Here is a 13,275-nt window from a genome sequence, read left to right as displayed (position 1 = left end):
GGGGCTTCGCAAGATCTGCCAAGGTGGCCAAGTGCGGAACGTATTCCTGTAGGGATTTCAAGAGAGAAGCTGCCTATATCTACTACTTACTTTTGATCTCTCATATGAACTACCTACTACTTGGCAACCTTGCCAACCCCTCTTCACCCCTACTAAACACTGGGCGGACGCTAGCCAAGGTGACCTTGGCTGAAGCTGGCAGACGACATTGGTCGTATCGGCGATGCACTGCGCGTTCCTCAGGGCGCTCGCCCGTTCGAGCAGCGTTCACTCGGACTCGTGGGGCACTTGCCGCAGGGTAGGAGGAAACCGGAGCCGCCATGCTCACCGACTGGTAGGAGACGCCATGCGTGCACGCGACGAACATGCTGGGCGCACTACGACAGCGACTGGCAGAGGGAGGCTTTCGGTTTGGAACCAGGCCGTTCCAGATAGCCGAGAGGAGGCCTTAGACCGACTCAACAGCTCCGCGCTGGCTCACTAGGACTGCGCCCTAGGCGCGGCATGGCCTTCGTCGGTTGAGGTGTAGCAGGTGCAGAGATCTTGACAGCGAGCGCCGATGGTGGCTGCCGTTCAGACTCGGCGGAGTTCGTCGATGAAGTCATCGGCCATACTGAGGTGCGTGGCGAGGCGTTCGCGTCGTCCGAGCGCCTCGGTCTTGATCTCGCCGAGGCGTTCGCGCAGGGAATCATCGGCGGGGCTGTCCCGGAGCGCGTCGACCACGGCGAGAAGATCGCTCATCTCGTCGAGCGTGTACCCGAGAGGTTTCATGCGACGGATGACCATGAGCCGCGCGACGTCGGTGTCGGTGTAGAGGCGGAACCCGCCGTCGGTGCGTGCTGAGGGGGAGACGAGTCCGATGTCGTCGTAGTGGCGGAGAGTGCGGAACGACAGCGAGGTCTGGTCGGCGACCTCGCCGATACGCATTGTTCGCGGTTCGTCCATCAGGCGTCCCTCAACGATTCGCTCTCAAACCTCACGTTACGTTAGAGTCTGTCGTGAGGGTGCGGATCTCGCACGAACTCCATTCTTCCGTGCCGGGCTGACCGACACCTGCGCGCCGATGCGCTTTCCGACGCCCACCTCGTGGGCCAGCGCCCGAGGAGGGCCCATGACTGCAGTGACCCCGCGCCGCGACACCGCGTCCCGCTACCGCATCGAACCAACGGTGATGCAAGCGTTGAAGAACCCGCGCCTGCTCACCCGCGAGGTGCTCGCGGGCCTCGTGGTCGCCCTCGCGCTCATTCCCGAGGCCATCGCCTTCTCCATCATCGCGGGCGTGGACCCCCGGGTCGGACTCTTCAGCAGCTTCGTCATGGCGGTCGCCATCGCGTTCCTCGGTGGACGCCCCGCGATGATAACCGCGGCGACCGCAGCCATCGCGCTCGTCATCGCGCCGGTTGCCCGCGAGTATGGGATGGACTACTTCATCGCCACCGTGCTGCTGGGCGGCGCGATCCAGATTCTGCTTGCCGTCCTGGGTGTCGCGAAGCTCATGCGATTCATCCCGCGATCCGTCATGGTCGGATTCGTCAACGCGCTCGCGATCCTCATCTTCATCGCCCAGCTGCCGCAGTTGTTCGGCGTGCCGTGGCTCGTCTACCCGCTCGTCGCTGTCGGCCTGCTCATCCTCTTCCTGATGCCGAAGCTCACGAAGGTCATCCCGGCGCCCCTGGTCGCCATCGTGCTCCTCACCGCCGCAGTCGTCGTCTTCGGCTGGAGCGTCCCGAACGTCGGCGACCAGGGCGAGCTCCCGCAGAGCCTTCCGGAGTTGTTCATCCCGAACGTTCCACTGAACCTCGAGACGCTGGGAATCATCGCCCCGTACGCGCTCGCGATGGCCGTGGTCGGGCTCCTCGAGTCCCTCATGACCGCCAAGCTCGTCGACGACATCACCGACACCCACTCGCCCAAGACGCGCGAGGCCTGGGGGCAGGGCGCGGCCAACATCCTCTCCGGCGCGTTCGGCGGGATGGGTGGGTGCGCGATGATCGGCCAGACCATGATCAACGTCAAGGCATCCGGCGCTCGCACGAGGATCTCCACGTTCCTCGCCGGCGTGTTCCTCCTCATCCTCGTCCTCGCGCTCGGCGACGTCGTCGCCATCATCCCTATGGCCGCCCTCGTCGCCGTGATGATCCTCGTCTCCGTCGCCACCTTCGACTGGCACAGCATCCGTCCTGCGACCCTGAAGCGGATGCCCAAGAGCGAGACCGCGGTCATGCTCATCACCGTTATCGCCACCGTCGTCACGCACAACCTCGCCATCGGTGTCGTCCTCGGTGTCATCGCCGCAATGGTCATGTTCGCCCGCCGCGTCGCGCACTTCGTCACCGTCACCCGCTCCACGAGCGCTTATGACAACCAGCAGGTGGCGCGCTACTCCGTCGACGGCGAGCTGTTCTTCGCTAGCAGCAATGACCTCACCACCCAGTTCGATTACACCGATGACCCCGAGAACGTCGTCGTCGACATGACTCACTCACATGTCTGGGACGCCTCCACCGTCGCCGCGCTCGACGCTGTCGTCACCAAGTACGAACGCCTCGGCAAGACTGTCACGATCCTCGGACTCAACGACACAGCCGCAGCATTCCACGAGCGTCTCAGCGGCAACCTCGGCGCTGGCCACTGAGTTCGCATCGAAAGCTTGGAGTTGCCGCGTGAGGTGAACTCTTAAAGGAGCTCGAGCTCGCTCAAAGCGGTCGGCGCAGACTCGGACATACGGCCAAAGGGCGAAGAGGCCATGCGGCGGCTTCTGCCGCTGAAAGGCCTCGCCTGCGTCGCGGCGTGGTGAGCGATGTCAGATCCTGACGCGGCAGAAGGTCGGGCGGCGTTGTACGTGCTCTCCGCTCGTTCTCCAGATGCGACTTCGCGGAGTGCGCAGGGCCCGCTGGTAGGTCGGGATCGCGGGGGCGATCCCGACCTACGCGCTCAGGCGCTACTCGGCGTGAAGCGATGGAGGAGAGTCGTCGCGGCGCTGTTGCATGTCGCCCAGGCGCGGTCATCCCGACGCTCAACCCGACCGCTCTGGCGGTTCTCCCAACGGCACAACGGCGGCCGGCGAGAGCCTTCTGACGGCTCGCAGCGGGAAGGAAAGCGTCCCGGCGATTCGCAAGGCCGCTGCTGTGGCGCAACATCTGCTTCGGCGAAGTGTGTAGATATGCCACGTGGTCACGGGGGCAGGGTTCCTGATGGCGCCGAGTGCTCCCGCGCGCCCAGGTGATGCGCTCGCGCGTCAGGCCACGGCACCATGCGCCGAGAACCTGCTCGCAGGCGGGTCGGGCGCTGCCTTCTTCGGGGGTCTGCCCGTCATCGTTCGAGCTCTTCTAAACCTTCCGGCACACGGGTGTGTCGGATGATCACGTCTTCGATGATCTGGTCGAGCGTTCGACGGCCCTCGACATAGTCCCACGCGTCGCGGACAGCCGCGGGTGTGGTCGGGAGGCCGTCCAGGCGTCCGGAATGCAGTGCCTCTAACGCGCCGATGAAGCGTTCATCTCGGCTTAGGGTCATGTCGTCACCGCCTTTGCTGAAGTGGGGCCACTGGGTCGAGAAGCTTCGCGAGCGCCCTCGTCGTCAGCTTGACCAGCTTGACATGGTCGCGCGGTGATCAACAGGGGCCCTCGAGAGCTCCTGGCCGAGGGGCGCTCGTGTGTCGGAAACCCTGGCTTTCGGGCCACCGTGACCACCATCGTCAGAACATCTACGCACAGATAGATGGGGGCAGTCTCGACCAACAGGCGTACATCTCGCCTGACGATGTCCCGAGAGCGCTCTCCAGGCACGGCACTGTTCACGGGTGAGGGACTCGCGCCGCCACATCGAAGATGACCAGCGCACTCGCCGAAAGGAATCACGGAAGCCGTGGACCAGGCTCGGTCGCGCTAGCCTCTGATGCCGCGGCGAACCGGGCTGATGACCACGCGGTGCAGTCTTTTGGCTGGTCGGTCTCATAGGTACAGCTGGAGGTGCGAGCTCGAGCATGGTCTAGCGGGTGAGCCACCTTGCAATCTCCGTCATGGCTGTACTCGTATCCGGGCTAGTAGCGAACGCCGTGAGCTCGAGGTAGCCGTCATCGTCGATGCTCAGAGGTGGCAACGGGTCCTCCCTGAGCCTGACGACGCGGTACCCGGCGGCCAGCAGATCGCGGGTCTTGTCGGTGTCGAGTGCGACCTTGTCCCGATGCCAGTAGCTTCCGTCGTACTCGATGGCGACCGGCTGGTTATTGACTTCGATCCCAATGTCGATGGTCCAAGTCAGACGCCGCTTGAAGCGTTCGTCGCGGATGGTTTCTCCCGAAGAAGCGGCTCCGAAGACTGCAATGGCCGCATCGCGGTAGGCGAGTTCGACCGCGCTTTTCCCGCTCACGCGACACTCCGGACACGTGGCGCCCGAGACGCGGGAGGCGACCGTCGCCTGCCAGATGTGTGTCGCGTCTGTCGGACAGATCCAGGCCGGGAGGAAGGTTGTCTTTCCCGTTGGCAATACGTGCCATGCGGACGTCGGGTTCGCCGGTGACCATTCGGCCGCCAGTTCCGGGTAGAACCAGGCGAGCGACCCCAACCGTGTCTGGCAGGTGGGGCATCGCCATCGCGGCCGCTTGTGACGCTCCCGTGGTTGCGCCTCCCATTCGTGCCCACACTCCGGGTCGCGCCACCACACCCGCCGCTTGGAGTTGTCTCCGACCTTGGCGATGTCCACGGTGTTGAGATCGGGGTGCCACTGGCTGGCGAGTTCGGAATCTAGAGTTAGGCCCTCTTGCATGCGGGCGGCACGGGTCGCGTTACCGCGGCAGGATGGGCACCCGCCATCAAGGTAGCTCTCGGGAGACATGCGGGCGCGATGCCCGTCCTTGCAGATGAACTGCCTTGCCGTCCAGTCGCCAGCGGCTGCCACGCTGCGCGGGTCTGCGTCGTCAGCCCATGCGGCGAGCAGGTCGGGCACATCGAAGACGGTCTTCGTTGCGAGGACTGACCGTTCGACCGTCCGCACGAAGGCCGCCATCTCCGCGCACTGCGGACATACCGGGTGCCTTGCCATATCAAGAATGGTGCCGGTGAATTCGTGGTCGCACGCCGGGCATGTCCATTGCGCACCGCTCCGCGACCGCGACGTCGCAGTCCCCCAGAGCTTCTCGGAGTTCGCGTCATGGTTCCACCACGAGACTGCGGGGGACCCGGAGTCCTTGAACAGCTGCTTCACGCGCGAGGCCGGGCGCGCAGCGGCGCTGCGCCTGGAGCTGTTCAGGCATGAGCACCCGAACCCGATGTCGCCTAGCCGCTGTGCGGAAAGTCGGCCGCAGCTTCGGCAACGCACGTAGTGAGGGTCGCCGCTGAGGGATGGCTCCGTCAGAGGTCTGATGTAGTTGAAGCCATTGCTTTCTGCGTGTGCGCGGGCGGTGTCCTCGGCGACCGGTGAGTAGTCGCCGAAGCTACCCATCATCTGTCGACTGTCGACGGCCCACGATGTCCAGAAACACGCGCGGCACGTCTTGAGGCCGTGGGCGTTGTTGTCCATGACGTATTCGAGGCGGTAGTGCGCTTCAAGGCCGCATTTCATGCACCGCGTGAGCTGCCATGAAGTGGGCTTGTCGAACTCGTCCAGGAGCTCGAGCCCACCTCGGCGGAAGCGCTCCTCAACGTGAGGGAGACAGTAGGCCGGCTTCACCCTCGTCCGGTACACCGCAGGGGCGGCGCACTGCTCCTCGGAACACTCCTGTGTGATGGCGGGCACGGCTCGATGGGCCTCTCGTGTGGATCCTATTCGACTACTGATGAGGGAAGCAGTCGGGGTAGCGGTTGGAGACGCCGAGTGAGTGGATGAAATCGCCGACGAGGCGGTCGACGATGGCGTGGGGGGCGTCGTGCACCTCTCGGAAACCCGCCGTCGTGGTCGATTGGAAGCTGGCGGCTTCATACACGGGCAACGAGCGAGACGTCAATATCGATCTGCCCCTTTCGTCCTGCGGTCCCGCACTTACGCCCTCGAGCCCGTAGAGGTGAACGCCAAAGCCCCAGGGGCCGCGGTAGTCGAGTTCCTTGCCAAGCGCCCCGGCCCAGACCACCAGGCGGTGGGACCATGCAATAGGGAGAGACTCGATGACGCGCCTCGTCCCCTCCGGAACTCGGGGATGCTCTTCGCGGTAGGTGAGTCGCGACATGAGGCCGCGGATAGCGCCAGACGTCTGAACCTCAATATCGGTGGCCGTCTCCGCAAGGAAATCCTCCGGCGGACTTTTCCTGCCGTCGGCAAGACTCGTGAGTGCAATGCCCTTTGCCCGTCGTACCGAGGCGCTCAGATCCCACGTGGTGGGGGAATGCTCGCGCACTGAACTTGGTACTCGATGCTCCTGGCCATGCACGAGCTCGCGTACCAGCGATGGCGCACCTCGGACGAACGCGCGGGCTAGGCCCTCGGGTGCAACCAGCGGTTCAGCGACGAAGAACATGCGGCTCGCCGGAACCGGTTGAGGTTCCCGAAGCAGTTCCTCGTTGAGGGCGTCGACCACCTTCTGGTCGCTGATGGTTCTCGCCGCGTGAAGGCGCGCGACCTCGGCATCGTTGAGTTGCCGCTTCGTCCTCTCTGATCGCCCCCAGTATCGACCGTCGACCATGTGAGGTGCCGCGGGGCTTGGGGGAACCTCGACGACGAGATATCCGACGCCAGCATTGTCGCGAGACGGGATGACGGTGGTGCGCACATACAGTCCGGGGTCGGGACGGTTCGCCGCGATCTGCTCGGCGCGCTCGGAAAGGTCGGCGAGTGGTTGAGGCGAAAGCTTGTATGAACCGGCGTCCGGCTCGTCGACGCCGACGATGAGTACTCCGCCGTCGAGAGCGAAAGAGGCAATGTCCTGCGCGGTCTCCTTGCGTGATCCGGGCGTTGAACCGAGCTCCCGTTTGAAGTCCAAGAAGTGTCCTTCGGGCGCGGTGCCGGAGAATAGGACGGCCTCAATCTCGGCCTCAGTCGTAGGCAACCAGATCCCCATGGACCGATGATGTCAGATCGCGGGTCTGCCAGGATGTGGCCATGGCGGACGAGCAGACGATGAAACTAAGCCTGGCCCAGTTCGTCCGCACCAGTGTGCTGCCACCCACACTCGTCCCTCGCTGTAGAACAGGAAGAGCTTTCCCAAACCCGCCGATGTCTTTAGATTGACTCTAAAGCTGGTTTAATGCGAAAGTAATGAGTATGAGCAGGAAGAAGATCGTGATGTCCGTACAGGCGGCTGACGCTGCCCGCATCCTCGGGCAACAGATCCGACTCGGTCGTCACGCTCGCCGCATGACTGCGGCTCAGCTTGCGGAGCTCATCGACGTGTCTCCGCGGACCATGACGCTCATCGAGCGTGGCGATGCCGCCGTCTCGCTCGGGCATGTCCTCAACGCGGCCGTGGCGGCCGGGGTGCCCCTCTTCGATATCACCGACCCAAGGACCCTCGCTCGCACCCGCCAGCAGGGTGAGCAAGCCCTCACACTCATCCCCTCCAACGTCCGCAACCGACGAGAACAGGCAATCGACGATGACTTCTAATGGTCGGGCCTACGTCTGGATGTTCCCCCAGGGGAGCGCCGAACCCGTTGTCGCCGGGGTGATGTTTCCCGCCACCACCACGAAAGGCATGTCTTTTCAGTACGCCCGGTCGTACGTCGAACGCGGAGGAGTAGCTCTCGGGCCCGACCTGCCCGTCGAGCGCGGCGTCGCTTACCCGCCGGTGCCCGTGCTCAATATGCCGTTCACCATCCGTGACGCGATGCCCGACAACTGGGGGCGGCAGGTCATCAATCGGCAGCTCGGGGTCGACCTCGAAGACATTCTTCCCGACCTGCGCTACATGCTCGAGTCCGGCTCCGACCGTGTCGGGGCGCTCGACTTTCAGGCAAGCGCGACAGACTACGTCCCCCGAAGCGGCGGCGGACGGCTCAAGACCATCGCCGAGACCGCAGTCGCCATCGACGATGACGCACCCGCCGGACCGGACCTCGACGCCGCAGTCCGGAACACGCTCACCGCAGCGGGAGGATCGCAACCCAAGGCGTTCGTTCGTTTGGACGGCCGGTCGTGGCTTGCGAAGTTCACCACGAACTACGACCGGGTCAGCCCGCTCATCAAGGCTGAACGCGCCGCCATCTACATAGCCGCCAAGGTGGGACTCAACGTGCCTGACGCGCGACTGGTGGACGTCGGAGGCCGCGGGCTGACCCTTCTCATCGAACGCTTCGACCGCATCGGTGACGAGCGGCGGATGGTCCTCTCCGGTAACACAATCACCGAGTACACGGGCACGGACGGCGGGTCATACCCGCATCTCGTCGAGCGGCTGAGCCGCCTCAGCGTAAGGCCTGCGGAGGTGGGCCCCGAACTTTTCCGACGGTTGGCGTTCCGCATGGCGATGAGAATCGACGATGACCACCTGCGCAACGTCGCCGTGTTCTGGGATGGGGTCCACGCTGAGCTCACGCCGGCGTTCGACCTCTCGCCCGACCTGGATGCAACACCGGGAGGACTCACCGACATCGGCGACGGGAGCCGCGAGTTCAGCCTCGAAGCGCTCGTACGGCGCCACAGCTTCTACCGAGTAAGCCACGCGGACGCCCTGTCCACCGCCCGTCACATGATTGACGCCGTCCGGGAGTACCGCGCGGACGCGGCAGAGGTGGCTCAGATGACAGCGAGCGAGACGCAACTACTAATGCAGCGCACAGCCACCCCTGAGATCATCGGCGCCGTCGAGAGCGCGCGCATCACCACCTCCGGGCGTCCGTCTGCGGGACAAAGACGCTGAGGAGACCTCCAGCAGGGGAGAACTCCGGCTGGAGGGAATCGTGGGAGCTTCGTTTCATCGGGGCATTCGCCGCCGGAGGTCGGGCTCCACGGCGAATAGGCCGTTCCGTGGCGTTGCCGGCAGTGTTGGTCGCCGGCGGTGTTGACGGCGCGTTCAGCTCTACCGCCGGCCCGAAGTTCAGCGCGGCCTCCGCGACGCCGCTGCCGGGTTGAGTTGTCCGGGGAGTAGTGGAGGAGGGGCCTGAGCCGTGTTTATCACTTTTGCTGAGCTGCTGAGAGCTCCTCCTGAATTCCGACCCGCTTCGGTGTCGTGGACGCATGTCATCAGGAGCGCATGACGCTGCTTGACGACGTAACTGAATAGGCATCCGACGGTGACACCGCCGCGATGCTCCGCAAGCTCATCGCGCAAACGAGCCAGGAGTCGAGCCTGAGATCGTGTCTGTGGCTCACAGACGCTGGCTACTTCTTCTTGCGGCGTGGGAGTAGCGGACGCCACTCTATTCCGTCGACCGTTCCCTTTGCCCACAGTGCCGTGAGGCAGATAGTTGGAGTGTTGTAGGAACTGACGACGAGGGTCTTGTGGTTGCCGTAACCAAGCGCCTTGTCGGCTCTCCATGCGTCATCGTGACGTTCCTCGCCGTCGTTGAGAACTGCGTCACCGATTCGTCGGCATTCCTCGAGGAACTCGTCTTTCAGGCTCGGGGCGACGCCTGCGCCATCGAGTACCGAGTCGACAGTCGGAAGTGTCGCTGCGTCGAGCATCACGTCGACGATGGCGTTCTTGAATCCCAGCGCGCGCATCCGCTCGCGCAAGGTGGAGACTCCCTCCTCAAAGCCCACAGATGCTACGACAGCGACGGGTCTGGCACGTAGCGCATGTTGTGCATCCTCGCGGAGTGCGCCCGCACGCTGCTCATCGGCGTCGCCGTGAGTGTCGTCCTGCGTCAGCCAAAACCTCAACCGCACGTCGGTTCCGGCAACAGTGCGCTCCAGCTCCTCGAAAGTCTTCACCACAGCTGCATAGAACTCGGACTCGCGAATGGACACGACTGTCACCCGGTGTGCGGCGAGACCCGCCAGCAACCCGGTCATGAAGTCGTTCAGTGTGATCCGAGCCGGAGCTTCGAGGATCGCAGAAGCCATTCTTACCTCCGCTACGCGTCTGTGGTCGGGACGCTGAGCCGTGATGTCAACGACGGCCGGAGCCAGTTAACAGGTGGACACTCCACGCCATACCCTGCGGCACCTACATCCGCTCCTAACCGTGACGCCTGTTGTGACATCGCATCCGGGTGCACGCATCAGGGCGAGTTGCTCCCCGCTGTGGAACAGAACTTGGGCGCGCCGGCTCCGTCGCCCGGCACGGTGCGCGGCGTGGCTGCCCCCATAAGCAGGGTGCGATATCTTCGGTGGCCCCAGGGAATGAGAATATCCGCGCGATGGAGACGGCTCACAGATCCGCAGGTCAACTGAGCCTCGCCGCGCCGAGAATCGCTCGTACCGTGGAGAAGACTTCTCAGCCCCGCTGAGTTGTTCCATGGGCCCCAGGCCCAGTGTTTCCGGGGGGCGCTACACCGGATCAGATAGTTTGACGATCTTGGTCAGACACGCTCTTCAGCGACTCCAGTGTTTGCCTGGACCAGATATCACGGATCCGGATCAGGATGAGCAACGACCCATAACTGAGGGAGTCCACACTTCGGCGTGGCCCGAACGATCGGGTGGCGAGAATGGATGGATGAGAACCACGCGGAGCGTCGACCTGCCGGTGTTGTACTTCGGGACTCCCGTCGCGCTGATCACCACGGTCAACCCGGACGGGTCTTCGAACATCAGCCCGATCTCGTCCGCATGGGCGCTGGGGACGCGGTACATGCTTGGGCTCGGTGCCGAAGGACAGGCGGCCGCGAATATCGAACGGGTCAGGGACCTCGTCATCAACCTCCCCTCCGCCGACCTCGTGCACGCCGTGGAGGCGATCGCGCCGACCACCGGCCGCTCGCCGGTTCCCGCCGAGAAGGTTCCCGCGTACCGGCATGAACCGGACAAATGGAGTCTCGGGGGCTTCACCCCTGTCCCGTCGGACGCGGTGATCCCGCTCCGGATCGCGGAATGCCCGGTGCAGATCGAAGCGCGCGTGGCGCAGATCATCCCGATCGACGGCGGCGACGCGCTGGCGGTCGAAGCCGAGGCCCTGCAGGTCCACGTGCACGAGGACATCCTGAAGGCGCACGGACCGGACCGCATCGACACGGACAAGTGGGACCCTCTCTCCTACGCCTTCCGCCACTACTTCGCCCAGGGGCCTCGGGTCGGCTCCAACTTCCGCGCGCCGCTCCTCGACGACCCCGTCGTGGCGTGATCGTCGACCCCTCTTCCGTGTCCCAGCTGGGACACGCGCTCAGCAGCCCGACGCGGGTGCAGATGTGTCTGGCGCTCCTCGACGGCCGGGCATGGACGTCCGGCGAGCTCGCGCGTGCCGCCGGGGTGTCGAGGTCGACGGCGTCGGAGCACCTGACGACGCTCCTCGACGTCCGGCTCGTCGCACTCCGCCGACAGGGGCGGCACTCCTACGTCACCCTCGCGTCTTCTGACGCCGCGCACATCATCGAGGCCGCGACGGCATACGCCGGGAAGGCGGCTCCCGTCTCGAGCCTTCGTTCGGCGACGGCGCGAGACGGCATGGCCCTGGCCCGCACCTGCTACGACCACCTCGCCGGTCGCCTGGGGGTCGCCCTCTTCGACGCGCTCGTCGAGCGGGGGCACCTCACGCCGGACCTCGCGGTGACCGCGACGGGGCGCGACCTGTTCGAGAGCATCGCGGGGCCGGACGCGTTGGTGCCGTCGTCTCGTCGTCCTCTTGTGCGGAGCTGCCTCGACTGGACCGAACGGCGCTCGCATCTCTCGGGTCACCTCGGAGCCGTCCTCCTCCGCGCCGCGCGCGACAGGGGTTGGATCCACGCTCAGCAGACCTCGCGCGCCGTGACGATCTCTCCCGCCGGCACGGCCGCCTTCCACAGCCTCTTCGGTATTCCGCCGACACTGTCCTGACCGCGACCACCCCGTCCGTGCGACGCGCGACACAGGCGTTCGCGCGGGAACAGGCTGCTAGGGGTGGGAGAGCCTGAACTCCCGCGTTCGCCTGAGTCCGCGCGGGGGCCTGTTCTCGCGACAGGCTGGCGGGACAGGCGTTCGCGCGGAAACAGGCTGCCAGGGGTGGGAGATCCTGAACCCCCGTGCTTGCCTGTTCTGGCGGGGGGAGGGAGAGGGTCAGGCGGTGAGACGCTGTTCCGCGAGGCGGGGGACGGCCCGTTCCCTGGCGGCCTTCCGGGCGGTCGCGATCGCGCCGGCCGACACGACCTCCGCGCCGAGCGTCGAGGCGAGGATCTCCGGCGCGGGCAGGTGCAGCTCGTCGGGGAGGATGCGGCGGGCGGCGGCCAGCACGGGTTCGATGCTCTCCGCCACGGCGCCGCAGATGATCACGCGCGCGGGGTCGTACATGCTGCCGAGCACGCCGACGACGCGGGCGAGGGTCGCGCCCACGCGCTCGGCGACGTGGAGGGCGTCGGGGTCTCCGGAGGCGGCGAGCGTCAGCACCAGTCGGGGGTCGACCGGCCCGTCCGCCACGAGCCGGCCGAGGGCTCCATCGGCGGGGGCCTCGCCCTCCGCGACGGCGGCCCGGGCCTGCTCCTCCAGCGCGTACCGCAACCCGACCGCCGAGCCGACGCCGATGATGTGGTCGAACACCACGCCCTCGCCGACGCCGCCGTGGGCGCCGTGCAGCACATGCCCGTCGACGACGACGCCGCCGCCGAAGCGCTCGCTGGCGAGCAGGGCCACATAGTCGCGGCAGCCGACGGCGACCCCGAGCGTCCCCTCGGCGATCGCGGCCAGCTGGGCGTCGTTCTTGACCTCGACCACCGGGGCCCAGTCGCGCAGAGCCTCCGCGAGGCCGGGGTTCGTGCGCTCCCAGAAGCCGTCGGGGTGCGGGGGTGAGATGCCGTCGCGGTTCACGGGGGCGGCGACGCCGGCGCACACCGCGAGCACGCGCTCCGGGGGCACCCCGGCCTCGTCGCGCGCGGCGGCGAGATGCCGCAGGATCGTCGCCCGGCGGTCGTCGACGCTCTGCGCGGGGTCGACCTCCACGCGATGATGCACGAGCGTGCGGTCGAGCAGATCCGCGACGGTGACCGCGAGGTGGGTGTCCCCGGCGTCGATGCCCATCACCACACCGAGATCCGCCGCGAGGGCGAAGCGGCGCGCGGGGCGTCCGGAGCGGTAGTCGCCGATGGCGCGAGCGTTCGGAAGCTCGCGCAGCACCTCGGCGGTGACGAGCGTGTCGATGGCGTCGATGGCTGTGGAGCGGGTGAGCGAGGTGCCGGCCATCGCCTCGGTGGCGGTGAACTCGCCGGCCGTCCAGGCGAAGTCGAGCACCGCGCTCACACTCGCGCGGCCGGTGCCGAGTCCTGTCGAGACCTCTGCCAC

The 13,275-nt window shown here is 65.9% G+C and carries 11 protein-coding genes; 5 read left to right on the top strand and 6 right to left on the bottom strand.

The genetic code is table 11. The features are described 5' to 3' along the window. Positions 1–573 precede the first annotated feature (573 nt). Positions 574–945, bottom strand: coding sequence for a MerR family transcriptional regulator (locus tag ACFU8V_RS01780; RefSeq protein ID WP_378868507.1), 372 nt, complete (start codon positions 943–945; stop codon positions 574–576). Between the two features lie 166 nt (positions 946–1,111). On the opposite strand from ACFU8V_RS01780, the gene ACFU8V_RS01775 reads away from it, so the two are divergent. After that, positions 1,112–2,635 (top strand): SulP family inorganic anion transporter, encoded by a 1,524-nt coding sequence (locus tag ACFU8V_RS01775; protein WP_378868504.1) that lies wholly within the window; start codon positions 1,112–1,114, stop codon positions 2,633–2,635. 677 nt (positions 2,636–3,312) lie between these two features. On the opposite strand, the gene ACFU8V_RS01770 is transcribed toward ACFU8V_RS01775, so the two are convergent. From ACFU8V_RS01770 to ACFU8V_RS01760, 3 genes are all read right to left on the bottom strand, one after another. Further along, on the bottom strand, positions 3,313–3,516 hold the full coding sequence (locus ACFU8V_RS01770) for a hypothetical protein (RefSeq protein ID WP_378868501.1): 204 nt from the start codon (positions 3,514–3,516) through the stop codon (positions 3,313–3,315). A 474-nt stretch (positions 3,517–3,990) separates the two neighbouring features. After that, on the bottom strand, positions 3,991–5,736 hold the full coding sequence (locus tag ACFU8V_RS01765; RefSeq protein ID WP_378868498.1) for a zinc-ribbon domain-containing protein: 1,746 nt from the start codon (positions 5,734–5,736) through the stop codon (positions 3,991–3,993). 34 nt (positions 5,737–5,770) lie between these two features. Continuing rightward, positions 5,771–6,991 carry a helix-turn-helix domain-containing protein gene (locus tag ACFU8V_RS01760; protein WP_378868495.1) on the bottom strand — a complete coding sequence of 407 codons (1,221 nt, stop codon included), beginning with the start codon at positions 6,989–6,991 and terminating at the stop codon, positions 5,771–5,773. 203 nt (positions 6,992–7,194) lie between these two features. Between ACFU8V_RS01760 and ACFU8V_RS01755 the strand changes: the two genes are divergently transcribed. Both ACFU8V_RS01755 and ACFU8V_RS01750 read left to right on the top strand, forming a co-directional pair. After that, entirely contained in the window at positions 7,195–7,536 is a 342-nt protein-coding gene (locus ACFU8V_RS01755; protein ID WP_378868492.1) for a helix-turn-helix transcriptional regulator, read from the top strand. A gap of 88 nt (positions 7,537–7,624) precedes the next feature. Then, positions 7,625–8,788, top strand: coding sequence for a type II toxin-antitoxin system HipA family toxin (locus tag ACFU8V_RS01750; protein WP_378868489.1), 1,164 nt, complete (start codon positions 7,625–7,627; stop codon positions 8,786–8,788). Between the two features lie 461 nt (positions 8,789–9,249). On the opposite strand, the gene ACFU8V_RS01745 is transcribed toward ACFU8V_RS01750, so the two are convergent. Beyond that, positions 9,250–9,933, bottom strand: a complete 684-nt coding sequence (locus ACFU8V_RS01745; RefSeq protein ID WP_378868487.1) for a hypothetical protein — start codon at positions 9,931–9,933, stop codon at positions 9,250–9,252. 595 nt (positions 9,934–10,528) lie between these two features. Here ACFU8V_RS01745 and ACFU8V_RS01740 point away from each other — a divergent pair. Together ACFU8V_RS01740 and ACFU8V_RS01735 are read left to right on the top strand one after the other, a co-directional pair. Beyond that, positions 10,529–11,152, top strand: coding sequence for a flavin reductase family protein (locus ACFU8V_RS01740; RefSeq protein ID WP_378868484.1), 624 nt, complete (start codon positions 10,529–10,531; stop codon positions 11,150–11,152). Positions 11,153–11,169: 17 nt separating this feature from the next. Continuing rightward, positions 11,170–11,841, top strand: coding sequence for a helix-turn-helix transcriptional regulator (locus tag ACFU8V_RS01735; protein WP_197426471.1), 672 nt, complete (start codon positions 11,170–11,172; stop codon positions 11,839–11,841). A 219-nt stretch (positions 11,842–12,060) separates the two neighbouring features. Here the strand turns inward: ACFU8V_RS01735 and ACFU8V_RS01730 are convergent, their stop codons facing one another. Further along, a complete protein-coding gene (locus tag ACFU8V_RS01730) occupies positions 12,061–13,275 on the bottom strand; it encodes an ROK family protein (RefSeq protein WP_025102742.1) in 1,215 nt (404 codons plus the stop codon).

This window comes from Microbacterium sp. NPDC057658, from assembly GCF_042799975.1.
GTDB lineage: Bacteria > Actinomycetota > Actinomycetes > Actinomycetales > Microbacteriaceae > Microbacterium.
Note: the sequence above shows the minus strand (reverse complement) of the source record. Positions and strands in the feature narration are given on the sequence as shown.